This is a genomic window from Neolewinella lacunae (assembly GCF_014349155.1).
GTDB classification, from domain to species: Bacteria; Bacteroidota; Bacteroidia; order Chitinophagales; family Saprospiraceae; genus Neolewinella; species Neolewinella lacunae.
This window is the reverse complement of the sequence record NZ_JACSIT010000141.1, coordinates 297,396-323,011: the sequence shown is the minus strand read 5'-3', so window position 1 is coordinate 323,011 and position 25,616 is coordinate 297,396. Positions and strand designations below refer to the sequence as shown.

Annotated in this window: 19 protein-coding genes; 4 read left to right on the top strand and 15 right to left on the bottom strand. The window is 59.2% G+C overall.

The window, feature by feature from the left end; all coding sequences use genetic code 11:
• Positions 1–10: 10 nt before the first annotated feature.
• The 8 genes from H9S92_RS17025 to H9S92_RS22360 all read right to left on the bottom strand — a co-directional run bounded on the left by H9S92_RS17025 (position 11) and on the right by H9S92_RS22360 (position 11,333).
• Complete coding sequence (locus H9S92_RS17025) at positions 11–223, bottom strand: hypothetical protein (protein WP_187467890.1); 213 nt, start codon at positions 221–223, stop codon at positions 11–13.
• A gap of 337 nt (positions 224–560) precedes the next feature.
• Positions 561–1,394: an SDR family oxidoreductase gene (locus H9S92_RS17020; protein WP_187467889.1), complete on the bottom strand. Its 834-nt coding sequence runs from the start codon at positions 1,392–1,394 to the stop codon at positions 561–563.
• A gap of 199 nt (positions 1,395–1,593) precedes the next feature.
• Positions 1,594–3,459, bottom strand: coding sequence for a ribosomal protection-like ABC-F family protein (gene abc-f, locus H9S92_RS17015; protein WP_187467888.1), 1,866 nt, complete (start codon positions 3,457–3,459; stop codon positions 1,594–1,596).
• A gap of 53 nt (positions 3,460–3,512) precedes the next feature.
• On the bottom strand, positions 3,513–4,856 hold the full coding sequence (locus tag H9S92_RS17010) for a tetratricopeptide repeat protein (protein WP_187467887.1): 1,344 nt from the start codon (positions 4,854–4,856) through the stop codon (positions 3,513–3,515).
• Between the two features lie 361 nt (positions 4,857–5,217).
• A complete protein-coding gene (locus H9S92_RS17005; RefSeq protein ID WP_187467886.1) occupies positions 5,218–7,665 on the bottom strand; it encodes a DUF5682 family protein in 2,448 nt (815 codons plus the stop codon).
• 150 nt (positions 7,666–7,815) lie between these two features.
• Positions 7,816–8,694, bottom strand: coding sequence for a peptidylprolyl isomerase (locus H9S92_RS17000; protein WP_290283640.1), 879 nt, complete (start codon positions 8,692–8,694; stop codon positions 7,816–7,818).
• A gap of 12 nt (positions 8,695–8,706) precedes the next feature.
• On the bottom strand, positions 8,707–9,351 hold the full coding sequence (locus H9S92_RS16995; RefSeq protein WP_187467885.1) for a peptidylprolyl isomerase: 645 nt from the start codon (positions 9,349–9,351) through the stop codon (positions 8,707–8,709).
• 74 nt (positions 9,352–9,425) lie between these two features.
• Positions 9,426–11,333, bottom strand: coding sequence for a DUF3108 domain-containing protein (locus H9S92_RS22360; protein WP_187467884.1), 1,908 nt, complete (start codon positions 11,331–11,333; stop codon positions 9,426–9,428).
• A gap of 68 nt (positions 11,334–11,401) precedes the next feature.
• Here H9S92_RS22360 and ruvC point away from each other — a divergent pair, with 68 nt between their 5' ends.
• Complete coding sequence (gene ruvC / locus H9S92_RS16985; protein ID WP_187467883.1) at positions 11,402–11,989, top strand: crossover junction endodeoxyribonuclease RuvC; 588 nt, start codon at positions 11,402–11,404, stop codon at positions 11,987–11,989.
• A gap of 390 nt (positions 11,990–12,379) precedes the next feature.
• On the opposite strand, the gene glyA is transcribed toward ruvC, so the two are convergent.
• Positions 12,380–13,663 (bottom strand): serine hydroxymethyltransferase, encoded by a 1,284-nt coding sequence (gene glyA / locus H9S92_RS16980; RefSeq protein ID WP_187467882.1) that lies wholly within the window; start codon positions 13,661–13,663, stop codon positions 12,380–12,382.
• A 139-nt stretch (positions 13,664–13,802) separates the two neighbouring features.
• Between glyA and H9S92_RS16975 the strand changes: the two genes are divergently transcribed.
• Both H9S92_RS16975 and truA read left to right on the top strand, forming a co-directional pair.
• Positions 13,803–15,455, top strand: a complete 1,653-nt coding sequence (locus H9S92_RS16975; RefSeq protein WP_187467881.1) for a metallophosphoesterase family protein — start codon at positions 13,803–13,805, stop codon at positions 15,453–15,455.
• Positions 15,456–15,482: 27 nt separating this feature from the next.
• Positions 15,483–16,331 carry a tRNA pseudouridine(38-40) synthase TruA gene (truA, locus tag H9S92_RS16970; protein ID WP_187467880.1) on the top strand — a complete coding sequence of 283 codons (849 nt, stop codon included), beginning with the start codon at positions 15,483–15,485 and terminating at the stop codon, positions 16,329–16,331.
• Here truA and dtd read toward each other — a convergent pair.
• From dtd to H9S92_RS16955, 3 genes are read right to left on the bottom strand one after another with little or no spacing between them, the layout of a single operon-like run.
• On the bottom strand, positions 16,321–16,773 hold the full coding sequence (gene dtd / locus H9S92_RS16965) for a D-aminoacyl-tRNA deacylase (protein WP_187467879.1): 453 nt from the start codon (positions 16,771–16,773) through the stop codon (positions 16,321–16,323). The two genes, truA and dtd, sit on opposite strands and share 11 nt — an antisense overlap.
• Positions 16,774–16,792: 19 nt before the next feature.
• Entirely contained in the window at positions 16,793–17,341 is a 549-nt protein-coding gene (locus tag H9S92_RS22355; RefSeq protein ID WP_187467878.1) for a GNAT family N-acetyltransferase, read from the bottom strand.
• A 9-nt stretch (positions 17,342–17,350) separates the two neighbouring features.
• Positions 17,351–18,031: an SOS response-associated peptidase gene (locus H9S92_RS16955; RefSeq protein ID WP_187467877.1), complete on the bottom strand. Its 681-nt coding sequence runs from the start codon at positions 18,029–18,031 to the stop codon at positions 17,351–17,353.
• A 280-nt stretch (positions 18,032–18,311) separates the two neighbouring features.
• On the opposite strand from H9S92_RS16955, the gene H9S92_RS16950 reads away from it, so the two are divergent.
• Positions 18,312–21,173 (top strand): replicative DNA helicase, encoded by a 2,862-nt coding sequence (locus tag H9S92_RS16950; RefSeq protein ID WP_222936143.1) that lies wholly within the window; start codon positions 18,312–18,314, stop codon positions 21,171–21,173.
• A 107-nt stretch (positions 21,174–21,280) separates the two neighbouring features.
• On the opposite strand, the gene H9S92_RS16945 is transcribed toward H9S92_RS16950, so the two are convergent.
• The 3 genes from H9S92_RS16945 to H9S92_RS16935 form a co-directional block, all read right to left on the bottom strand.
• Positions 21,281–23,158 carry a 4Fe-4S binding protein gene (locus H9S92_RS16945; protein ID WP_246463941.1) on the bottom strand — a complete coding sequence of 626 codons (1,878 nt, stop codon included), beginning with the start codon at positions 23,156–23,158 and terminating at the stop codon, positions 21,281–21,283.
• Positions 23,159–23,207: 49 nt separating this feature from the next.
• On the bottom strand, positions 23,208–24,587 hold the full coding sequence (locus tag H9S92_RS16940) for an NAD(P)/FAD-dependent oxidoreductase (RefSeq protein WP_187467876.1): 1,380 nt from the start codon (positions 24,585–24,587) through the stop codon (positions 23,208–23,210).
• Positions 24,588–24,888: 301 nt separating this feature from the next.
• On the bottom strand, positions 24,889–25,614 hold the full coding sequence (locus H9S92_RS16935; RefSeq protein WP_246463939.1) for a CBS domain-containing protein: 726 nt from the start codon (positions 25,612–25,614) through the stop codon (positions 24,889–24,891).
• Positions 25,615–25,616: the final 2 nt, after the last annotated feature.

Here is a 25,616-nt window from a genome sequence, read left to right as displayed (position 1 = left end):
CGAGCCCCCCTTACTCTTTGTTGCCCAACGGACCATCACCTTTCTTGCTATTCTCCATCCGCGTTGAACGTTTAATCGGTAATTTCAAAGAATCTTTACTTGGCGGAGTAAAGCTGTTGCCGTTCTCAATTATTTGTGTGCCTTCCAAAGGCTCAAACCTCTTCTCCAACTGTTCCATGGCCGACAGCAAATCGGGGCTAAACACCTTAAAATCAGGGGCCAATCACTTCTGCGCTTGGTGTAAACGGCCTTGAATGACGGCGATAACATGGTGGAAAGATAGTACTTTCCGCTAACTTGTACTATTTTTTACAAAAATGAAGAGTAATTTCATAGCCAGCCCGTTTTTCTAGGCTTAGGCACATCTAATTTAGTATTCAAATCGTCCTGCCTCCCCCCTTCTCAGAATCTCCTCCAAGGTCGCTAACCAGAACCTCGGGACTATTCAGACCCGTAGGGTGTATAGAATGCTCAACTATAAGAGCCCATCCTTCCCATCCTCCGCTTGAATTACTGGCCAAATGGAAAGCACCGTGGCCAAGATAAGCACTTCCCCCCACTCAATACCGCCGATTCACCTCCAAATTCCGCAAAAAGAGCTTGTCTTGCACCCGCTTGGGCAGTTGCCGCAGGATGCGGATGATCCAGGCCTTGTGCATGATCAGCCGATCGGGGCGGGGCCGTGGGTCGCGGAGGGTCTCCAGAATGAGCTCGGCGACTTTCTCCGGTTCGATGCCGCCTTCTTCGTTGGCGCGGGTGTAGGGACCCAGTTTTTCCAGGATGTAGGCGTAGCGCGTGCCTTCGTAGGCGTGGGTGTAGGTGCGGCCTTTGGCCCAGATCGGGGTTTTTACCGGCCCAGGGGCGATGCTGATGGCGTCAATGCCGAAGGGCGTCAGTTCCCGCCGCAGGCCGTCGGTGATGGCCTCAACGGCAAATTTGCTGGCCGAATACATGCTCGTAAAGGGCGCCGCCACGTAACCCGAAACACTGCTGATGTTGATGATCTTCACGTTGCTTTCCCCGGCGGCGCGGGCGGCGTGGAGCAAAGGCAGGGCCTCCTGGCAGACGGCCAGCGTACCAAAGACGTTCACTTCGATCTGCTGCCGGTAGTCGGCCTCGGGCATCGTTTCCAGCGGACCAGAAACCGCAATACCCGCATTATTGATCACCGCCGTCAACTGTTCCCCACTCGCGGCAATGACGGCCATAGCCCGGCGGACGCTGTCGCGGTCCACCACATCCATAACCAAAGTATGGAAGGCCGGATGACTACTCAAGGCTGCCGCGTCTTCGGGCTTGCGGACGGAACCGTACACGCGGTACCCCCGCTCCAACAACAACTGGGCCGTGGTTTGGCCGATGCCCGTCGATACCCCAGTGAGGAGAATGGTCATGATCTTCTTATTTGATGAATAAAAAACCCGGCAACTAGGCCTCCGCTGTCTTGAATCCAGCGCGATCTTCAAACCCAATATCGCAACTTTAGTAGACACCTGGATTGGAACGCGCGCCTGCATAGTGCGGCAGCCCCTTCAATTATTAGCTCCCCCGCCTGCCTCGTGCGGCAGCTCATTCACTCATTCACCCATTCACTCACTCTACCAACTCCATCCACTCCAACTCCTTCTCCTCAATCTGTTCATTGAGGCTGGCCAGTTCTTTGCCCAGCGCCGCAATCTTAGCAGTATCCAGTTCGGCGGCGTTTTCAAACTGGGCGTTGATCTTTTGCTTTTGCTCTTCCAGTTTCGCCAGTTGCCCTTCGATGCGGCGGATGGCTTTGCGCTTTTCCTGGCTCATCTCTACGGCGGGAGCGGTCTTGGGCGCAGCCACCGGAGGAGCTTTGGCCACGGCGCTGGCTTTCTCGGCGGCTTCCTCTTCTTTGAGCTTTTCGCGGTATTCAGTGTACAGGCCGTTCCAGTCGCGGATCTTGCCGTTTCCTTCGAAAATGAAGAGGTGGTGGGCCAGCTTATCCAGGAAAAAACGGTCGTGGGAAACGATCAGGACGCAGCCGGGGAAGTCCATCAGGAATTCTTCCAGCACGTTGAGCGTCATAATGTCCAGGTCGTTCGTCGGTTCGTCCAGGATGAGGAAGTTAGGGTTCTGCATCAGGATGGTGAGCAGATAGAGCCGCCGCTTCTCTCCGCCGCTGAGCTGGCTGACGTACACCTGCTGCTGCTTGCTGTTGAACATGAAGCGCTCCAGCAGGCCGCGGGCCGTCAATTTCAGTCCCTTTTCCAGGGGGATGAACTCGGCGATTTCCCGAATGACTTCAATGACCCGCATATCCTCCGGCAAATTGATGCCATCCTGGGTGTAGTAGCCAAAGACGGTATTGCTGCCGTGCACCACCTTGCCCGTATCCGGCGCCAGTTCCTGGGTAAGCATGTGCAGGAGGGTCGATTTGCCCGCGCCGTTTTTCCCGACGATGCCCACACGCTCTCCTTTCTGGAATTTGTAGCTGAAGCCCTTTACCAACTCCCGGTTGCCGTAGGATTTGCTGATGTTGTGGGCTTCCAGGATTTTACTGCCCAGGCGCTGTCCTTTGATCTCGATGGTCAGTTCTTCCTCCTGCCGGAAGCCCCCCACCTTGCTCTTCAGATCATCGTAGGCCGTCAGGCGGCTCTTCGCCTTGGTCCCGCGCCCGCTCGGCATGCGGCGCACCCACTCCAGCTCCTTCTTAAGCCGCTTTTTGTCTTTAGCCAGCTCAGCACTCTCCGTTTCCTCGCGGGTGGCTTTTTTCTCCAGAAATTCGGAGTAGTTGCCGGTGTAGTGGTAGATGTTGCCGCCGTCGAGTTCGATGATCCGGTTACAAACCCGCTCCAGGAAGTAACGGTCGTGTGTCACCATCAGCAAGGTAAGGTTGGTCGCCTGCAGCCATTCTTCGAGCCACTCGATCATGTCCAGGTCGAGGTGGTTCGTCGGTTCGTCCATGATGATGAGGTCCGGCGAATCGATGATGAGCTTGGCCAGGGCGACGCGTTTGCGCTGGCCACCGGAGAGGGTACTCACCTTCTGGTCAAAATGCTCAATGTTGAGCTTGAACAGGACTTCTTTGATGCGCGACTCAATGTCCCAGGCCTGCAGTTCGTCCATCTTCGCCAGGGCCCGTTGCAGGCGCTCGGGTTGGTCGGTGCGCGAGAGGGCCTCTTCGTAGTCGCGCACGGCGCGCACCAGGTCGTTGTCGCTGTCGAAGACGGCATCCATCACCGTTGCGTTGGTGCCAAACTCCGGTTCCTGGGGCAGGTAGGCCAGGCGGGCGTCTTTGTGGACGTACATTTTCGCCCCCGGCCCTTCCGGCAGGTCCACGCCGGCGGCTACGCGGAGCAGGGTAGACTTACCCGTGCCGTTTTTGGCCACGATGGCTACTTTGGTGTTTTTGGCCACTTGCAGGTCCACCCGGTCGAAGAGCACTTTTTCGCCGTAAATTTTGGAGACACTGGTAAGTTCGAGGTAAACCAAGGGAAGGGATTTTTTGCGCCGTTTAGCCAACGGGAGGGCGAAGATAGCCCGAATTACAGTTCCGCCAGCAGGGCGCGGGCTTTGCCCTGGTAGGGATGGCCCGGGGTTTCACTTATTTCCGTCAGGGTGATGATGGCCGCCGGTTTGCGTCCTTCGGCCAGGTAGGCCAGCGCCTCGTACCATTCGGCGAAGGGCCGGTAGTAATTGCCTTCGGGAATCTGCGCAAACCACTCCAGCGCCCGCGTCGGTTGTTCCAGAGCCAGGGCCGAGACGCCCAGGTAAAGTGGTGCGGCGGGGTAGGCGGGGGCTACGGGCAGCAGTTCATCGTAGGCCGTCAGGTAATCCTTGCGGTCGTAGTACCGTAAAATCCGTTGCAGGTCGCGCTCGTCTTCATTGCGGGGCTGCATCCGCTGGAAGATGTTCGGAAAGGGCTCAAAGTGGGCCACGGCTTTGCGCTCGGGGGCCGCTGCGCCGAAGGTGGAGTACAATAACCAGGCCAGGGCCACAGCCAATAGTCCCGCCAGCGCGGTTTCCAGCCCGGGCAACTGAAAGGAACCGATACGGAGGAAGGGTTTGCGGCGCGGCGTCAGTTTGATTTCTTTTTGCGCGTCCGCAGGTGCCGTGGGACGTCGGACGGCATAGTGGGTCTCTTCCCGTTGCAGCGTCGACATCAAATCGAGCCGCCCCGCTACGGTCAATACGGCCGCCCAGTCTTCCCGCAGCTCCATCGCCCGGCGCAAGACCACATCGCTCGATCGGCGGGCTTCCACTTCCCACCGCTCCGTCGTGTCCAGCAAGCCTTCGTAGTAACGGTCCAGGCGGTCCTCATCCGCCGGACTGGGGTGGTGCGCCGGATCGGTAATGCCGGCCGCCTGCCAGCTTTCCCGCACCATGAGCAGGCATTTGCGGCGGCGTTCTTCTACTTCCACCACCTGCCCATCCAGGTTCAAGACCTGCGCCAGCCGGTCGGGCGTCAGGCGGTGGTAGTCGGCCATGAGCAACAACTCCCGGCAATTTTTCCCCTGCTCCTGAAACAGCCGCAGCATCAGTTGCTGGGTCTCGTTCAGCTGGATCGGCCGCGGCAAGTGGTTCAGCGGGTTTTGGTCGTTGGCGTAGCCCAGTTCAGTAATCGGTCGTCGGTCGGCCACCAACACCGCCTTCTCCAACTGGTCGGTAAAGTATACCTCCGCCACTTCTTTGACGTAGTGATCGACCTCTCCCACAAAGGGTTCCACCGGCGCAATGCGCGCTTCGTACCACCCAATCAATGCCCGCCGGTAGTGCGCCAGGCACACCTCCACCGGCTGACGAAATCTGACCGCCCACTTCAGGTAAGGCCCGCGCAGCGCGTGGAAATGACGCGGCAACTCAGCAAGATGTTGGCCCTGGGTTCGCATTGGGCGAAGATACCAGCAATCCTTGGTAATGAGCGAATGAGTGAATGCGTGAATGGGCTACCGCACGTGATAGGCTGCCGCACGTGGTAGGCTGCCGCCGTAGTGAATGGGCTACCGCACGAGACAGGCTGCCGCAAGGGACAGGCTACCGCCCGGGATGGATCTTTAGAACTGTGCGTTGAGCCTGTTCCTCCGAAAATCGCTATTTCTCAAGAGAAAATATTCACAAAAATTTGAATATCAATTTTTCAAACCAAAATTTTGTCACTAAAGAAACCAGCAAAAAAATTATTTTATAGCACCCAACTTGCCCTGCTTCCACAAGGCCCCCATTCACTCATTCGCGCATTCACGCATTCACTCATTGGCCCCCCCCGAGCCAACCCAACAACGCCTCCACCAAATCCTCCGCCGGATGCTCTGCCGTAGGTGGCGCGGACGGCGGCCCCGGCTCGCGCTCTTCCTCCACCTGCGTTTTTCCCTGCTCCGCCACCGCCAGCCCCAGCAACCTGCGCCGGTCGAAGCTGCTGAAGTCGGCAAAAGTGCGCCGCAGCAAGGGCAGCACCAGCTCAAAGTCTTCCCAGGCGAGGCCGCGCACCCATTCGTCGACCAGCCCCCACAGGGGCGGATAGTGAAAGAGCAATTGCCCGCTGCCGTAGAGGAAGCCCGTCAGCCACTGCGCCACGTCGTGGGCACCGTTGGCCGCAGAGAGCGCCCGGGAGAAACGTTGGGCAGCCGCCGCGTAATCCAACTGCCCGTGTTCGTAGAGCAGCCGTACGCCGTGCCCGGTCAGCAGAGGATTCGCTCCGCTGGTCGTTGCCAGCCGTTGGAGGCCGCCAATCCAGATCTCGTCATACGTTTCGTTTTCGAGTTGGGCCAGGGCGTAGTTGGCCGCCGCCAGTTGCCGCAGCATTTCGCTGGCCTGCTCGTCGTCAATGTTCGTTGCCGCAGCGGGCAAGCCGGCCGCCAGCCGGGGCAAGAGCTCGTCAATGATTTGCACCAGGCCGGAGGTATCCGTCTTGCGCGTATCCCCGTAGCGGCTGGTTTGTACCAAGGCCGGCAGCGCAGCCAGCAGCGAAGCCACGTCGTTGGTCTCCGCCGCCCGCGCCCGCAGTGCCGCCAGCAGGTCGGGCACCACCTCGGGCAAATTGGCCCGCAGGCAGTCCAGCGTAAGCTGGGCCAGCGGAAGTACGGTCGGCAGCCCCAGGGCTTTTTCCACGGCGTAGCGCCCCGCCGCCAGGGGCAGGGTATTGCCGTAGCTGGCCCGCTCGATGAGGTAAAGGCTGAACTCGGGTTGCCACTCCAGCAGCCACACTTCCCGGAAACTGCTCAAGGCATCGGGGCCGGCAGGTTGCAGGGTGCCCCAGTGGATGTCGAGCAGGTTGAGGCGGTGCAACAGGTGGCTTTTGCGCAGGTCGTTGTCCGTCCGCAGGTCAATGCCGCCCCGCGGAGCGGTTTTCGTGGCCTTCAGGTACTGTTGACCGGCCGTTTCCCAGAGCTTGGCCAGCCGGGTGCTTTTCAACTCGCGGTGCAGGTCTTCGGCCAGGGGGACGGTCGTGACGCCGGGCGGGACGAAGCCCACGGTTGTCCCCACCGTCAGTTTTTCGTGGATCAGGGCCAGGCGTTCGGGGGTGCCCGCCGCCAGAGTCCCCAGCAGGGCCTCCTCCAGTTCGTTGCCGCCGGGACGCTCGTGTCCCCGCAGGTTGGCCAACACTTCGGCCAGCGCCACCCCCTCGGAGGCCAGCGCCGGACTGGCGTCGTAACCCGCCTCCCGCAACAAACCCGCGGCGGTAGCCATCCAGCGGGCAGTAGCGGCGGTGGGGTATTCGTACAGGAGTCCGTACCAGGCCGGGCTGATCACGCCCGCCGCATAGCCACCCGCCTTGGCCAGCCGGGGGTAAGACCAGGGCACCCAGGCCCGGGCGATTTTCACCTTTGGCAGTCCCTTCACCCGTGCCTTGTCCGTTGCCGCCGGAAAACGGTGGACCTCCGTCACCGCAGAGAGGTGAAAAGCGCCGACGACGATGGCTACCCGCTCGGCTCCCGATTTCAGGGCCTGCCGGATTTCGTTGCGCATCCACGCTTCGCGGCGTTCGTTCTCGGCATCCGAGGCTGCGGGAAAGGCCGTGCGCAGCTCCGTGATGATTTCGCGCAGGGCAGCAAAGGTGGCCTCCGCGTCCGTGTCTCCCCGCTCCAGGGTAGCATCCCACCAGCTTTCTCCGTCGGCGTAGCCCCCCAACTCAGCGAGCAGGGAAAGCGGGTCTTGCCGCAATTGTCTCCGGAGCGCTTTCGCACTTTTACCAGGGATGGGCGAGGCCTCCTCGGGCGGTGGCGTGGGGTCAGCAAACAAAGTGGGGGGAACGTGTGCCGCCGTTTGCGCCAGATAATGCTGGGCCGGGAGATCAATGGGCCGCACCTCCACCCCCCGCCCGGCAGCCCAGGCAATGGCTTGGTACTCCGGACTAAAACTGGCGAAAGGATAAAAGCTGGCCCTTTCAATGTCTTTGGCATCGTAGAGCACCAAGGCCACTGGCGGGCGCATGCCACTCGCGACAACTTCCAGGAGGCCCGCCCCGACGTCAGCGGGCATTTCAATCAAAATCAGATCGGGCTCGTAGGCCGCCAACGCCGCCACCAGCCGGCGGGCCGAGCCCGGGCCATGGTGCCGTATGCCGTAGGTGCGCGTCTCCATGCGGTCGTTGGGGGCGATGGTTTTGGTCTCATCGCCCGGGGTGGGTAAAAGTACGGGACAGCGGCCGCTTTCCCAGTTGCGGTACAGCGTGGATGGAGTGTATCGGCCTAAAGGCAATCGCCGGGGAACGGGTAATCCCTCCTCCCCTTGCTCCTCATCCTTTCTCCCCCCCTCGGGGGGCCGGGGGGGGCACCTGCGGCCGCGCAAAAAAATACCGGCACCCCTCGCCGAGAGAAGTGCCGGTACTGCGGTTGCCAAAAGCGGTTTTTAGCGAACGAGGCTGATCTTCATCCACATGTCTTCCACGGGGCGGTCTCCGGGGCGGGTTTTGGTGGCGGCGATTTTGTCGATCACCTCCAGGCCTTCGAAGACCTGCCCGAAAACGGTGTAGCCCTGGTCGAGGAAGGGGACGCCCCCTTCGCGCAGGTAAGCTTCCCGCACGGCGGTGGGGTAGCGCACGCCGGTTTGCCCTTCCTGGCGGTTGAGCTCGGCGTCGGTCACGGGCTTGCCGTGGACGATGTAGAATTGGGAGCCGCTGCTTTTCTTCTCCGGGTTGTTCGTCCGGGCCGCCGCAATGGCCCCTTTGACGTGGGCGAGGCTATCGACGAATTCCGCAGGAATCTGGTAGCCGGGGCCACCGGAGCCCAGGCGCGCATCGGGCCCGGCGTTGCGGCTCTCGGGGTCGCCGCCCTGGATCATGAAGCCCTCGATGACGCGGTGGAACAGCAGCTGGTCGTAGTACTGCTGCTCTACCAGCTTCACGAAATTATCCTGGTGTTGGGGGGTAGCATCGGATAGGCGCGCGAGCATTTCGCCGTGCGGGGTTTCAATGCGGATGATACATTCTTTGGGTGGAGTCACGTTGATGGTTTGAGTCGTGGTTTTGGATTTTCCTTTTTCGTCCGTCGCCGTCAGCCGCACGGTGTAATCGCCCGATTTAAAGTAGCGGTGACGGGGCATCGCCTCGGTGCTGCTGCGGCCGTCGCCAAAATCCCAGGCGTAGCTGCTCGCCTGCTGCGAAGTGTTCGTAAAGGTGAGGTACTCGGCGGCCCGGACCGTCTGGCTTGGCACCGTAAAGGACGCCTTGGGGGCCGCACACTGGCTGAACAGCAGCACTAAAACAAAAAGGGGAAGCAGGTAACGCACGGTAGTGGGAGTTTAACGGACAACGGAGACGCGCTCCATAACGACATCCTGGATGGGACGGCTGCCCGGCCGCGTGGGCAGGGCGCTGATTTTATCAACCACCTCCATGCCCGAAACGACCTGGCCGAATACGGTATATTCCATATCCAGGTCGGGGCGGCCACCCTGGGTCATGTAGGCTTCGCGCTGCTCAGGGCTGTACTTGATGTTTTTGACCCTTTCGTACTGATCGAGCGTGGCGGCACTTTGCAGTACGCCGGTAACGAGGTAAAATTGCGAGCCACTGCTCCTTTTTTCCGGATTCGACGTCCGCGCCGCCGCCAGGGCTCCCCGCAAGTGAGGGGCACCAATCTCGGGGTCAATGAGGTAGTTGGGGCCACCGGAGCCGAGTGGGACGTTGGGGCCAGCGCCTTTGCTATCGGGGTCGCCACCCTGGATCATGAACTCGGGGATTACCCGGTGGAAGAGCGTACCATCGAGGTAGCCCTCTTCGGCCAGCTTCAGGAAGTTTTCCTTGTGCTTCGGCGTATTGTCGAACAAGAGCACCTTGATATCGCCCATGTTGGTCTCAATCAAGACGTAACTTTCGCTGGATCCACAACCCACAAAGCTGCACGCCAGGGAAAAGAGCACCACAAGAGTCAGTATCTGCCGCATAAGGGTATTTTTTAACGCGGCAAAGGTAACAGTTGATTGGGGGTTTGGCAACCGCCCCGCTCAGGGGTCCTGACCTAATCGATCTGGGCAGTCATCGGGTACTTCAGGCCTTTGTAGCTGTGCAATACGGCTTTTACGCTGCCGACACTGACGGGCGACTCAATGAGGACGGGAATTTTATTCTTATCGTCGCTCACGTAAATGCTCATCTCGTCGCCCTCCTTAAAGACTTCGCCGGCAATGAGCTGAGGGCTGAACTTTTGGGTTTTAAACCGGCCAACGCCTTTGATTTTGGTATCGGGTTCGGCGCCCAGGTACTTGATTTTCAAGGGGTAGATCTCCTGGTCCATCAAAATTTTGATGGGGATTTCCTGGTTCTTTTTCATACCCGAATATTCGAGGTTGCGGGCGTAGTACACGATGGAAATCAGGTCATGCATACACTCGTTGAGGGCTATTTCTTTCTTCGCCAGGTCATCGCGGGTTTTGCCGCGCTCGCTGATGGCTTTGCCGGCGTCCTGATAGAAAGTCGTCCGGTCGTAGCGGGTATAGTCGCCCTCCTGGATGTCTTTGATGTGAATTTTGGGCAACAGGGTTTTCTTGTCGAGGTAACTCTCGTAGTTGTCGCGCACCTTATAAAACCACTCGTAGCTGGGGTAAGTCCGGCCGCGCACCATCACGTGGTACTGGTTGGGCAGGTCGTGGACGAGAAAGGTAACTTCCCCGGCGGCCAGCCAGACGAAGTTCCAGTTGTAGTAGAGTTTATAAACGATTTTTTCGCCGGGCTGGAAGGTGCGGTTTTCTATTTCGCAGACGTCCGGGGCCACCAACGGTGGGTGAAAAGGGGTGGGTGCGGTGGCGGGAAGCAGGTGCTGAAGGGCGCTGAACGCAGGTGCAAAGTAAGTCTGGTCAGCTGCGGATGCCCCCTTTACCTCCGCATGGCGGGAAGCGCTGGTCAGTAAGCCCAGGGGCAGGGCAAGGAGCAAGGTGAGGCGAAAGAGGGTGTTCATTGTTTTTTCTTTTTTGACGATGAGCCAGTAGCCGGGTAACGCTGGCACTAAGACGTTGACCAAAAAGAGGCTCGTAAAAGCCAGCAGGACGGCGGCGGCCGCAGCGGGCGAATTCCCCCACAATAACAGCCCAAGCTCCGTTCGGGTTACCAGGTTCAGGCCCGGTGGCAGGGGTAAGCCCGCCTGGACCAAATAAATGCCCGCAATACCCGCCAGGCCGCGCCACCAGGGCAGTTGAAGCCCAAAGAAGGCCAGCAGAAGAAGGAGTTGTGTACAATAAACGCCAAAACGCAGGCAAGCGTAAGCGCCAGCCCGCAACATTAACCAGGAATTAACGTGTTCCAGCCCGTTGACCAACTCCTGCGTAGCCAGGCCCCAGCGGCTGGCCAGCCAATCCAGCAGGCGCAGCACCACAGGCTTCCCTCCCCACCACCCAAGCAGGAGGAGCGCCGGCCCCAGCGGCATCAGCCAGTAGATGCTGAAGGGCAATCCACGGCCCAGGTAGGCGCCGGCCGTCCACACCAACCCTGGCCAGGCCAGCAGCAAAAAGGCGATCCACTGGCAGGCGCTGCCCAGAACGCTGCTCGTCAGTACCCCCGCCCATTCGGCGCGTTGGGCAACGAGCAGCCGCCCCCCGATCTCTCCAATCCGGTTAGGGGTGGCGGCGCTCAGGCTTACCCCCGCCAGCGTTGCCCGCCAGGTACGCCCGAAAGACCAGGGCAAAAAAGGCCGCAGCAGCAGAAACCACTTGCGGGCCTCCAGCCACCAGTTCAGGGGCATCAACAGCACGGCCAGCAGCAGGTAGGGCCAACGGTCGGCCGAACCCAGGGCCAGCAGAAATTCCGCCCAGTTCAGCAGCGCCAGAACCCGCCAACATTGCCAGGCAAAGGCCAGCAAAAGCACCAGTACCAGCAGCCGCCACGCCCACTTGCGGTAGCGGGAAGCATTTATTTTATCTGGCGCTCCGGTCAAATTATTTGTTGGTTTGGGGATTTGGACGGTTCTTTGTTGCAAAGCCCTCCGGGTGTAAATCTACGACATTGCCCTCCCCAAAACGTCCTCCCGCCGCCGAGCCCGCCGTCTACCGCATCCTGGGTGTTGACCCCGGGACGGTCGTGCTGGGCTTTGCCGTGGTAGAAATCCGCCCCAAATCCCGCCAAATTCTGGAGTTGGGCACCCTTCACCTCGTCAAATTCCCCGAACACGCCGAACGCCTGGCCGCCATTTACCGCCGCCTCTCCCAGGTCATTACCACCCACCAGCCCAAGGTGATGGCCATCGAAAGCCCTTTTTTCGGCAAAAACCCCCAGTCGATGCTCAAGCTCGGCCGGGCCCAGGGCGTGTGCATGGCCGCCGCCATGGGCCAGGGCCTGCAGGTGGAAGAGTACGCCCCCCGCAAGATCAAGCAATCAATCACCGGCAACGGCAACGCCAGCAAGGAACAAGTAGCGGCCATGCTCCAGAACGAATTTACCCTGGACCTCTCCGCCTCCCTCGCCGATGCCACCGACGCCCTGGGGGCCGCCATGTGTCATTTTCACCAGAGCAAAGGCCTGCCCGAAGGAGGAAAAAAATTCACCGGCTGGGAAAGCTTCATCAAGGCCAACGAAAAACGGGTGAAGAAGTAAGTTCAGTAGTGCAGTAGTTCAGTAGTTCAGTAGTGCACTAGTTTACAATTCTTTAGAGGTCCCAGCCGACCGACCCCGGCAGGGGTCCAACCTTAATAACCCCGGATGTAGGATGCAGCGCATCCGGAATCCGGGGCGGCTCCCAGGGTCATGCAGCACATCCGGAATCCAGGGCGGCTCCCAGGGTCCTACAGCACATCCGGAATCCGGGGCGGCTCTCAGGGTCATGCAGCGCATCCGGAATCCAGGGCGGCTCCCAGGCTCCTACAGCGCATCCGGAATCTGCGGGGGCTACCGCATCCGCATTCCCGGGGTGCTCCCTCAGAATGGCCTAGAACACTAGTGAACTATGAACTATGAACTACGAACTACGAACTACGACCTACTGCACTAAACCAAAGCTCCTTCGTAAAGCGGGAAGCGCTGCATAAAAGTGTGCACTTCTCCCCGGATACGGGCCAGCGTAGCTTCGTCCTGGTAGTTCTGGATGACTTCATCGATCCAGGCAACGGTCTGCCGGCAATCTTCTTCGGTAAAGCCGCGGGTGGTGACGGCTGCCGTGCCGATGCGGATACCGCTGGTGACCATGGCTGATTTTTTATCGAATGGCACCATGTTCTTGTTCAGGGTGATGTCGGCCTGGCCAAGGGCTTCTTCCGCTTCTTTGCCGGTGATGTTCTTATTGCTCAGGTCAATGAGCATCGAGTGGTTGTCCGTTCCGCCGCTGATGATGTGGTAACCTCTTTCTACCAGCGCCTGGGCCAGCGCCTGGGCGTTGGCGATGACTTGCTGGCCGTACTGCTTCCACTCCGGCCGCAGGTTTTCGCCGAAGGCCACGGCTTTGGCGGCGATGACGTGCTCGAGCGGGCCACCCTGCATGCCGGGGAATACGGCACCGTCGAGCAGGCGGCTCATTTTGATGAGGGTACCGTTTTTCAGGCTTTTGCCCCAGGGGTTATCGAAGTCTTTGCCCATCATGATGATGCCGCCCCGGGGGCCGCGCAGGGTCTTGTGGGTGGTGCTGGTAACGATGTGGCAGTGGGGGAGGGGGTCGTTGAGCAGGCCGGCGGCGATGAGGCCCGCGGGGTGGGCGATGTCGGCCAGCAAAATGGCTCCTACCTCGTCGGCAATCTTGCGGAAGGCTGCGTAATCCCAGTCGCGGCTGTACGCGGAAGCACCACAAATGATCATTTTGGGTTGTACCTCGCGGGCCTTTTCGGCCACCTTCTCCATGTCCACCCGTCCGGTGGCTTCTTCCACGCCGTAGAAGTGGGCCTCGAAGTGCTTGCCGCTGAAGTTGGCCGGGTGGCCGTGGCTCAGGTGCCCGCCGTGGGCCAGGCTGAAGCCCAGCGTCCGGTCTCCCGGCTGGAGGCAGGCGAGGAAGACCGCCGCGTTGGCCTGGGCGCCGGAGTGCGGCTGCACGTTGGCGTATTCGGCCCCGAAGAGTTCGCAGAGGCGGTCAATGGCCAGCTGCTCAATTTCGTCGACGATTTCGCAGCCGCCGTAATAGCGCTTGCCGGGGTAACCCTCGGCGTACTTATTGGTCAGGCAACTCCCCATGGCGTCCATCACGGCCTGGGAAGTGAAGTTTTCCGAAGCAATCAACTCAATGCCGTTGCGTTGGCGCTCCAGTTCGCGTTGAATGCGGTCAAATACGGCAGAATCACGTCCCATCTTTGTAGTTTCTTTGTGGCCCCGGAAGGTCGCGCGTTAGTAAACCGCAAAATTACGCCTTCTCCCGCCACTGGCCGCAATCAACCGATCACTAAAATTGTTAGGTCCCTACAATTTTTGCAAAGCTTCTCCGCCCCGTATGCCCTTTTTCCGCCCCAGCCGTTGTTCCGTTACGCCTCCCCGACCATCCCTGGCCAATGGGTTGGGTTTCCGACGGGCGGCAGGGATGCTGGGTTTTGCGCTCGGTGCGCTTTTGGTATTGCTCTCTGGCTCGCTGGCGGCAGCTACGGGTCGGTACCGGCTTACCTGGCGGGAAGACCCCGCCAGTACCATGGTCATCGGTTTTGAACACCAGAGTGGCAGCGCCGTCCGGGTGGTGTACGGTGAGGAAGACGGCGGCCGCAATCCCGCCGCCTACCGCTACACCGCCGCCCCTTCCCGCACGATCAACCACGCCGGGATGCGCAACGTCTTCGTTCGCCTGGGCAGCTTGCGGCCGGGCACTGTCTATTACTTCCTGGTGGTCGATAACGAAGGCGTCAGCAACCGCATGATGTTTGAAACGCCGCACGCTACGCCGGATAAGCCGTTGAGCATCATCGTTGGCAGCGATTCCCGCAACAACCGCGAGGTGGCCCGCGCGGCCAACCGCCTGGTGGGCAAAATCCGCCCCCACTTCGTCATGTTCGGCGGAGATATGACGGCCAGCGACACCGCCAGCGAATGGCAGGCCTGGTTTGACGACTGGCAGCTGACGATCAGCTCCGACGGTCGCCTGACTCCCATCGTGCCCGCCCGGGGCAACCACGAGCGCGCCAACGAATCGATCTACAACCTCTTTGACGTCAGCAACCCCAATATCTACTATACCCTCGACTTTGCGGGCGGCCTGCTGAGGACCTACACCCTCAACACGCTTTTCCCCGCCGGCGGCGACCAATTGAGCTGGTTGGAAAACGACCTGGCCCGCTGCAAAACCATGTGGAAGATCGCCCAGTATCACCACGCCATGCGTCCCCACACTTCCACCAAGCCCGAGCGCGACGAACTGATCACCCTCTGGGCTACCCGTTTTTCCCGCTACGGCGTGGACCTGGCCTGCGAGTCTGACGCCCACACCGTGAAGCAGACCTGGCCGATCCGCCCCAGCCGCGAACCCGGCTCCGCCGAAGGCTTTATCCGCGACGACCGGCAGGGCACCGTCTACGTCGGCGAAGGCTGCTGGGGGGCCCCCTTGCGGCCCAACGACGACGACAAGCCCTGGACGCGGGCCAGCGGACGCTTCAACCAGTTCAAGTGGGTGTGGGTAGATCTCCGCAACATCCAGGTGCGCACCGTAATGATCGACCGCTCCACGGGCGCAAAAGAAGAAAATACCAACGCCAACCGCTTCCGCAGCCCACCGGGCATCTTTTACTGGGAGGCGGACAATGGCGGCGACGTTTTGATCATTCCCCGTCGGCCCACCGTTAGCCCCGCTGCTCCGCCCCAGGGCCCGACGATGACCGGTGGCCGTACCACCCCCATTATCCAAAGTACGGCCCAACTGCCCGTTCTTACCCGCGATGCCAACAACCGCATCCGGGTGGCCTTTCAGATGCCCGGGGCGGGGGTACCTTACCTGACCATTCAAGACGAGAACCTGAACGTGCTTTGGCGCAAGGAACTCAGCGTCCGGGGGCCCGGACCTTACGCCGAGTTTGTGCAGTTGCCCGCCCTGCCCCGGGTCGGGCGGATGGAAATGATCGTGCGGGGGGCGGACCGGATCGTTGCGAAGTACGAGATCCGCTAGGGGGGGGGCCTCCCATCGCCTTCAACTTTGCCCGGCACCTGCGGCCGCGCCCACTCAAAAAAAAACCAACGAGCCATCGACTACTTCCTGCGCCTTGCTTACGACGGAACAGCCTACCGGGGCTGGCAACGCCAGCTGAACAGCCGCCAAACGGTGCAGGAAGTGCTCGAAACGGCGCTGGCCCGCATTCACGGCCAGGCCCTGCCCGCCGGAGCCTGCGGGCGCACCGACGCGGGCGTCCACGCCACCCAGTTTTACGTTCACCTCACCACCCCGGAACCCCCGCCCGCCAACTATTTGTTCATCCTCAATAAACACTTGCCACCCGACATCACGGTGCTGGAACTCCTGCCCGTCGGCGCCGGCACCCACGCCCGCTTTGATGCCACGCAACGCACCTACGATTACTTTTTCCACGGCCAAACCCACGCCCTGCTGAACCGCTACAGCGCGCTGCTGGACCTGACCGACTTCCAACCCGCCGCCCTGACCGAGAACCTCCAAGAGCTCGTCGGCACCCACGATTTTCGCGCCTTCTGCAAGGCCCCCGATCGGCACAACAGCACCCGCTGCACCCTCCAGTCGATACAACTTTACCACAACGCGGGCGGCAACCGCTACCGGCTGCAATTCGTCGCCGATCGCTTTTTACGGGGGATGATCCGCCTGCTGGTCAGCGACCTCTGGCGCGTGGGAAAAGCGGCGCAACGCACTACGGATTTCTCGGCCATGCTCGCCACGGGCGTTCGCACTGCCCCTTTTCTGCTGGCACCGGCCGAGGGACTTTTTCTAACGGGGGTACGCTATCCTTACCTCAACCGCGAACCCGACCTTCCCACCACCGCCGGCGAGGCGTGGGAGGCGGTCATTCCTTAGCCTGGCTGTCGATCCAGATCGTAACGGGTCCGTCGTTGACCAGGGCCACCTGCATGTCGGCCCCGAAGACGCCGCTGGCCACGGGGCGGTTTACGACGGTGGCCAGGGCGGCCAGGAAGTGTTCGTACAGGGGGATGGCCAGCTCCGGCCGTGCGCTGCGAATGAAACTGGGGCGGTTGCCTTTTTTGGTGCTGGCGAAGAGGGTGAACTGAGATACGACCAGTAAACCGCCCCCCGTATCGGCCACGCTCAAGTTCATCTTCCCCTCCGCGTCGCTGAAAATACGGAGCCGGGCAATCTTGCCGCAGAGCCAGTCGATGTCCTCCGGCCCGTCCGCCTCTTCGATGCCGAGCAGGATGAGTAGTCCGGGGCCAATCTGCCCGGTGATGGTACCGTCGGCGGTGACGGAAGCGGAGGAAACACGTTGAAGCAAAGCGCGCACAGCGGTAGTTTTTGGGGGGTTAGAGGGGTCGTTCCATTCGCCAGTCTTCCATCCGGTAGCCGTTGCCGATGTCGGTATCGAAGCGGTCGATTTTCTGGAAGCCAAGGTGCTCGTAGAAATTGATGGCGCGGTTTTGGTAATTGACATCGAGGCGCAGCGCGCCTTGGCCGGCGGCGGTAGCAATCGTTGCGACGTGCTCAATCAAGGCCTTGCCGTAGCCCTTGCCCTGGGTGCTGGGTAAGACGTAGAGTTTGTGGATTTTGGCGGTGCCGGGCAAGTAATCCAGCTGATAACTGACGTAGCCGACGGCGGCGTAGGCCGTGCCCGTGGCAGGAGGGTAATCGGGCGCAGCGGCCTCTGTTTGGGGTTCCAGTAGCAGGTAAAAGACGTGGCCGGCGGCCACCTGGGCTTCGAGGGCTTCGGTGCGGTACATGTGGTGCAGCATGTAGGCAATCTGGGCGGGCTCCAGAATGCCCGCGAAGGTATCCGGCCAGGTGAGGTGGGCAATCTGCTGGATGGTCGGGTAGTCGGCCGGGGTAGCCGCTACGATGCGGTGAGGATAAGACATGGCCGCAATTTACGCCACTTGCGCAGCATGAAGTTCGGGGCCGTTATTGCGGACGTTGCCCACCAGCGGAGAGACGGCGTAGTGGTGCAGCATCCCGCCGGGCGGGGTATGCAGGAGGTCGAGCACGCCATCGAGGGAAGTCGCCGGATCCAGCCAGCGCGCCTGGCTTTGCGGGGTGTAGAGCAGCATGGGCATCCGGTCGTGGATGGCGTCCATTTCCGCGTTGGGATCGCCGGTGATGATGGAAAAAGTGTGGATGGGGTGTTCGGGGTCGTCGGGGGGGCGCCACTGTTCCCAGATACCGGCCATGACGAGGAGCTGGCCATCGGCGGGTAAAATCCGGTGCGGCGTTTTGGCCTTGCCCACGCGTTGCCATTCGTAAAAGCTATCGGCCAGCACCAGGCAACGGCGCTGGCGGATGGCCTGGCGGAAACTGGGTTTATCCTCAATGCCCTCCCGGCGGGCGTTGATCATGCGGGCACCGATGCTCAGGTCTTTGGCCCAGAAAGGCACCAGGCCCCAACGGAACAACTGCAACTGCTGTGGGTCGCGGTCAGTCAGCACCAGGCCCTGCTGCGTGGGGGCCACGTTGTAATTGGTGGGTAGGCCTGCAGGGGGGAACTTTAGCTCGTTGCCAAATTGCTGCCGCAACTTCGCCTCATCGATTACGATGCTGTAACGTCCGCACATTTTTTTTCCTTTGGAAACGGCGGAAACCGGGGTGGGGTTTGGTGGGCGCGGCCGCAGGTGCGCTCTTGTGGACGAGGAGCAAGGGAAGTCCGGCACCCCAAAAACTCCCCCAACCCGGCGCGGGCCTCAGAACGCCCCATCGGTTGGCTTTCAAGACTTTCCACCGCCACTAACACGCAATTCCACCGTTTTCCACAGGCTTTTCAACCGGTTTTTCCACATTTGGGGCAGAACTTTTCCACCGCAACTGGGCCGCCAGAGCGTACCTTTGTAAATACGGATGGCAAAAGATAAAAGACTCGAAAGAATAGCTGGCAACGGTACCCCTAAGTACACCAACCGCACCCGCCTGCAGGAAGCAAACCTGCCGGAATACAGTCGGCTGCCCCCCCAGGCCCCGGATTTGGAGGAGGCCATCCTCAGTGGCATCCTTATTGAAAAGGAGGCCATGACGAAGGTGCTCGATATCCTCGCGCCCGAGTCTTTCTACCGCCCCGCCCACCAGGCCATCTTCCGCAGCATGCGTCGCCTTTTCGAGCGCAGCCAGCCCATTGACATTTTCACCGTCATGGAAGACCTGCGCAAAACCGAAGAGTTGGCCAACATCGGCGGCGCGGCGTACCTGACCCAGCTTTCGCTGAAGGTGACCAGTTCGGCCAACATCGAGTACCACGCCCGGATCGTCACCGAAAAATTCATCCAGCGTGAATTGATCCGCACCAGCACCGAGATCATTCACGACGCCTACGAAGACAGCACCGACGTGCTCGACCTGCTGGACAAAGCCGGAAATTTCATCTTCGAGATCACCGAGAAGAACATGGGCAAACAGGTGGCCGACATGGGCTCCCTGGCCAACCAGATCCTCGAACAGCTCACCATGCTCCGCGAAAAAGAGGATGGCCTGACGGGCATCCCCACCGGTTTCACGGAGCTCGACCGCCTCACCTCTGGCCTGCAGCCCAGCGACCTCATCATCGTCGCCGCCCGCCCCGCCATGGGCAAAACCAGCTTCGTGCTCAGCATGGCCCGCCACGCCGCCGTGGAGTACGGCAAAGGCGTCGCCCTGTTCAGCCTCGAAATGAGCGCCGCCCAGCTGGCCGGCCGTATCTTCAGCCAGGACGCCGAAGTGAACGGCCAGAAAATGCGCAACGGCAAGTTTGACGACGCCGAATGGGCCCGCCTGGTGGAAGCCATGAACCGCATCGGCGAAGCCCCCATCTACATCGACGATACGGCCGGCATCAACGTCTTCGAACTCCGGGCCAAATGCCGCCGCCTCAAACTGGAAAAAGGCATCTCGATGGTCATCATCGATTACCTCCAGCTCATGTCCGGCTCCGGCGAATCCAACAAAGGCATGAACCGCGAACAGGAAGTCTCCGGCATCAGCCGCGCCCTCAAGGGACTGGCCAAAGAACTGGAAGTGCCCGTCATCGCCCTGTCCCAGCTCTCCCGCGCCGTCGAAACCCGCGGCGGGGATAAGCGGCCGCAGCTGAGTGATTTGCGGGAGTCGGGTTGTTTGGCGGGGGATACGTTGGTGACTCTTGCCGACACAGGTAATAGGGTTAGATTGGATCAACTAGTTAAAGAACATCCTAACGGTGGCTTCACTATCTGGGCTATAGACGAAAACCATAATCTTAAAAAAGCGAAAGTAAGCAGAGCCTTTAGCACAGGCGTGAAGCAAACTTATCGATTGACTACTGCTTTGGGGCGTACGATTCGAGCTACTGAAAACCATAAGTTCTTGACAATTGAAGGTTGGAAACGTCTTGATGAGCTAACTATTGGAAATCATCTTGCCCTTCCACGAAAGGTCAATTCAGCCCCAAAGTTGTCTGACCGAATTAGCGATGATGAATTAGCACTTCTTGGTCATTTGATCGGCGATGGCTGTACACTTCCTCGCCACACTATTCAATACACTACACGGGAAGTCGATCTTGCTGAGAAGGTAGCGAATCTTGCTAAAAATATTTTCGGTAACCGAATTAGCCCATCAATAAAATTTGAAGGTAAAGACGAAAGTCGAAACGGATGGTACCAAGTATACCTTACTTCCACCGAGCACAGAACTCATGGCGTTCGCAACCCAATTTCGACGTGGCTATCTGAAATGAATGTATTTGGATTACGCTCACATGAGAAGTATGTTCCTGACGTAGTTTTCGGTTGTTCTTCAGAACAGATTGGGATTTTCCTTAGTCATCTGTGGTCTACAGATGGTTGCATTCGAATGGTGCAGGGAAAAACCGTCTACCCGGCGGTCTACTATGCATCTTCTAGTGAACGTCTCGCAAGAAACGTTCAGTCATTATTGATTCGATTGGAGATTAATGCCCGAATTAAGCAATTGCCTCAAAAAGATAAAGGGCGGGATCAATTCCATGTAATTGTAACAGGTAAAAGTGACTTATTGAAATTTAGCACTCAAGTTGGTGCTATTGGGAAATATAAGTCTACAGCTTTAGATGAAGTAATGAGTTTCCTCTCCGAGAGGAAAGAAAATACAAACAGAGATGTTATCCCTAAATCGGTATGGCACTCTATAGTCGTTCCAGCCATGCAGCGTGGTCAAATGACTACCCGCACTATGCAGGCAGATATTGGGATGAACTACTGTGGGACTTCACTCTATAAAAACAACTTAAGTAGAGAGCGGGCAGCTCGTGTAGCCTCAGTAGTGAATAGCCCAGAACTTAAAGCGCTTGCAACCAGCGATATATACTGGGATCAATTAGTATCTATTGAGAAATCGACTATTGAAGAAGTATTCGACCTTACAGTCCCTGGTCCTCACAATTTTGTAGCTAACAACATCATCGTCCACAACTCCATCGAGCAAGACGCCGATATGGTAATGTTCCTCTACCGCCCCGAGTACTACAAAATTCTGGAAGACGAGCAGGGCAACTCCCTGGTAGGCACCGCCGAAGTCATCATCGGCAAAAACCGCCACGGAGAATCAAAAGACATCCGCCTGGCCTTTGAAAGCAACTTCGCCCGCTTCTCCGATCTGGGGGACCCCGACTTCAGCCTCCTGCCCGACAGCGCCATCCAGTCCGCCCAGCCCGGCGGGGCCTACGGCTCAACGACCATCCCCAGCAAGATGAATACCGACGAAGACATTCCCTTTTAGGATGTCTTTTCGGCATTGCAAATCCCGCGCGGGGTTTACACCCCGCAGTCAACTTCTTTCTGTGCGCTAAATGCCGCTTGGGCCTAACCCAAGCCCAGGACTGTTCCTTAGTTCATCAAAGAAATGCCTTTCTCCGCATCAATGTGGATGACCCGCTCAGCGACGGCGCGCTGGCTGATGTCTTCGGGCGCGTTTTCCAGGCGAAGTACCCCCCGGGGGCAAACCGCTGCGCATACCCCACAACCTACGCAGCTGGCCCGGACGATGTCTTGGCCGCGCTGGGCGTAGTGCCGCACGTCGATGCCCATTTCGCAGTAAGTGGAACAATTGCCACAGCTGATGCACTGCCCCCCGTTTGTAGTGATGCGGAAGCGGCTCTGGAAACGCTGCACGAGGCCCAGGTAAGCCGCCAGCGGACAACCGAAGCGGCACCACACGCGATTGCCCATCAGGGGGTAGAAGCCCGTGCCGACAACGCCCGCAAAACCCGCCCCAATCAAAAAGCCGTACCATTTTTGGATGCCACCGGTCTGGATGCCCAACACTTCCGAAGCACCGCCGAAGTAAGTGTAGAGCGTCAGCCCCGTCATTACGATGGCCGCCACCAGGACCCCGTGGATGATCCAGCGTTCAAATTTCCAGGCCCGTAAGCTCTTATCGGAGAGCTGCCGCCAGGGGTCGCCCATCGTTTCGGCCAGTCCGCCGCAACCACAAACCCAGCTGCAATACCAGCGCTTGCCCAAAAAGTGCACCATCAGGGGGACACCCAGAATGATCAGCGCAATACCCCAAAAGAGCATGAATAAGCCCAGTGCTCCCGCACTCTGAAACTGGTCGAGCTGCCAGCCAAAGAAGAAGTCATAGTCCAGTGGCCAGATGTTTTTGAAATCGTACCACGGCTTATTGAGGGCTACCAGGATTTCCGGAATCATGAAGGCAAAGGCCGTTTGGAAAAACATCACCGAGATCGTCCGGAAAATCTGGTACTTGTTGTGGCGGTACTTCGCAATCATCCGCACGCCCATCACCAGAATGATGAGGGTATACATCAGGCCGTAGAGGAACCACTGGCTGGCGGCCCCGCCTTCGTCTTCGCCACTGAAAAACTGGTAGAGGGCTTCGCTGACCGGGCTGACCATTTGTATCCATGCAACAATGTGGTGGCTCGCCCAGTACAACAGCAAATAGAATCCGATGAAGTACACCCCGGTGAAAATCCCCAGGTAACCACTGATGCCCTCCGGCCCTGCGTCGCGCGCCTCCTGCTTCCAGGACTGCTGCGCAAACAATACCAAGCCAATGATGACGATGGCAATCAGGGCCGTAACGGCGGGCCAGAAAAACTTGTCGTCCATGTACCAAAAGCCGTAGCCCAGGACGCCCAGAATGGTAACGGTCAGGAAAAAAGCCCGCCAGCCCAGGTCCAGTCCCTTGGTGAGTTGGCTGTGGAAGATGTGGTCGTTCTTGATGCCAGGCTGCGCCGCAAACTTGGGCAATACGTAGAGAATACCGCCTAAAGCGCCCAGGCCGATGGTCAAAAAGAAGAACAACCACGGGTTATTCGTTACCGGCCCGTCGGCGGCACCCTGAATCCAGCCCGTACGCTGACTTTTAAACTGCCATTCCGGCAATTCCACCTCCCACTGCTGCTTACCTTCGGGCAATCCGTTGGCCTGTAGCTCCTGGTCTACCAGCGTCCGGGCCAGGTAGAAAGTCTCCTTCAGGGCTTTTTCGGCGGCGAAGGTGGTTCCGTAGGTGTTTTCAAAGAGCCCGGTCCTTTCGCCGGCAGTAGTGAGCGCCCGTTGGTGCATGGCCGCAATGTCTTGCCGCGCCGCATCGTCGGTGGCAAACGGTGCTGTCAGGTCTGCCGGCGTAAAATTATAATGGTCTAATCCGAGCATGCCCGTAAATACGAGCAAGGCGATGGCAAACAAGCCAAGCCCGAGGTACTGCAAGGTGGATTTGTGGGTGGACGTGGAAGGCATGAGGTATTTCTTAAAGTCTTTCTTAAGGATGGGTACTTGCTGCGGCGGACTATTCCGGCTTGACGAAAGCCCGGGGTTTCCGCTGGCCAAAGCCGAGGTAGCGCAGGGCCGCCGATAAACTGCGCTCTTGCCGCAGTTGGAGCTTTTTGCCAGTTTGCTGGTTGTACAGCGCGACTACTTCCGCCTCGTATTGTTCGTAAAATTCCGGGTCGAAATTGGCCATACCGAGTTGCTGCAGGACTTCTTCCACGTGCTTGCCTTCCTTGATCCATTTTTCGCAGACTTCATGGCGGTAGCGGATGCCCATCAGGTTGAAGCCCCGGATGGTGCCGTCGGCGGCTTCGTAGTTGATGCGCACGGCTTTTTCTCCGTCGGGGTGTTCCCAGTAGAGGGTGGCCAGGCCGTCGCGCCCGCCCGCCGGTACTTCGCCGTACACCTGGTATTCCAGATCCAGGAATTTCGCGGAGTTGAACCAAACGCCGGGGTCGTAACCCACCTTCGTGCCCAGGATGTTGTAAGCCACCGTTTCGCCCATCATCCGGCCGGTGTACCAGATGGCCTCTACGCCACGCCGCCCTGGCTTGGGGTCCAGCACTTCCGCGCAGTCGCCAATGGCGTAGACGTCGGGGACAGACGTTTCCAGGTAATCATTGACCTTGATGCCGCGCCCGAGTTCCAGGCCCTCGGTGCCCCGTAAAAAAGCTACGTTGGGGCTAACGCCCGCCGTGAGCCCCACAAACTGGCATTCGATGCGTTCGCCGCCCTTAGTGGTGATGGCACCGGCCGCGCCCGTTCCGTCGTCGTGGATGGTGTCCAATTCGGTCTCTTCGCGCAGGTCAATGCCCCTGCTGCGGATGTGGCGTGAAACCATCCGGCTCTCTTCCGGCGGCAGGGCGTTGTTCCAGTAGCTTTTTTCGCGGATGAGCAGGGAAACGGGAATGTGCCGGCTGTGGAGCATCTCCGCCAGCTCGATGCCAATGAGCCCGCCGCCCACCACCACGGCCGCTTTGATCTCGGCCGTATGCGCTTCCAGATAAGCCAGGTCCTGGGCGCTGACCATGCCGCGTACCCGCTCCAGGTCTTGCCCCGGCCAGCCGAATTTGTTCCAGTAACTGCCCGTGGCCAGCACCAGTTTATCGTAGGCCAGGTGTTTGCCGTTGGCCAAATGCAGGGTTTTGGTGGGGGTATCGACCCGCTCGACGTACGCTTGCAGCAGGTCAATCCGGTTTTTTTCCCAGAAGAAAGGCTCGTAGGGGATGATGTCTTCGAAGCGCATATGACCCATGTAGACGTACATGAGGGCGGTGCGGGAGAAGAAGTACTCCGTCTCGGCAGAAATCAGGGTGATGCGAACGGAAGCGTCGAGTTTGCGCAGCCAACGGGCGGCGGTTACTCCGGCAATCCCATTGCCAATGATGGCGACGTGCATAGAAAATAGCTGGTGGTCAATTCCGTAAAACTACGTGTAAGATCACTTACGGAGGTTACGCCAGCCGTGGATGTCGTATACTGACAGTTCTCAAGGGCCTGCTTTTCTGCGTAGCCCAAGAAGTTGGCCCTAAAAAAGAGGTCCTTTCAGGGCGCGCACGCAGGTGCAGGGAATGTCTTTGGGGAGCAAGGGAAGTCTCCACCGTCCCTTGCTCTCCCCCATTGGGGGTTGGGGGCCAACATTCTCCCCCCTTCGGGGGGTCGGGGGGGAGCACCTGCGGCCGCGCCCAAAAAATACTACCCTAAACGTTGAGGTAGCTCATCAGGCTGTCGTAGCGCTCGCGCATGGTATCCTGGAGTTGCTTCTCATTGAAGCTGGCCTTCACCGTGTATTTGTAGCGCTCGAAGGTGGCCAGGGTGCTGGCAATACTCTGGCTGCTGACCTTGATGGTGACCTCCACGAGACCAGAATCGGGAAAACTACGGACAAAACTGCTCAGGATCACCGCCCCGTCACTCTCCACAATGCGGGCAATTTCGGCCAGGCTGTAGTCCTGCCGGCCCACTTCCAGAATGACGATGGACCCTGGATCACGGAAGGTGCTCGATTCGGCGAAGAAACGCAATAAATCTTCGCTGCTGACCATCCCGAGGTAGTTCCCCTCCCGGTCAATGACGGGCACTACCGTCAGCTTGTACTCCACCAGCAGGCGCATCACGTCGTAAAGGTGGTCATCGGGGAACACCGCCGGGGGCCGCGAAGCCAGGGGATAATTGCCCACCTCTTCCATGGCGTCGGCGTTGAGGATGTCCTCCTCGGAAATCACGGCTACCAACTGCCGGTTTTCCACGATGGGCAGATGGCGAACGTAAAATTCGCCCATCACGCCGAGCGCTTCTTCACCGGTATCAGCGGGACGTAGCGGGACAATCAGGTCAGTAAGGAGGGATTCTGCAGTCAAGGGGAAGTCGAGGTTGGTGAGAGGCAAAAAGGTGGGAACGCTGCCACGGCGGGGAAATATAGGCATGT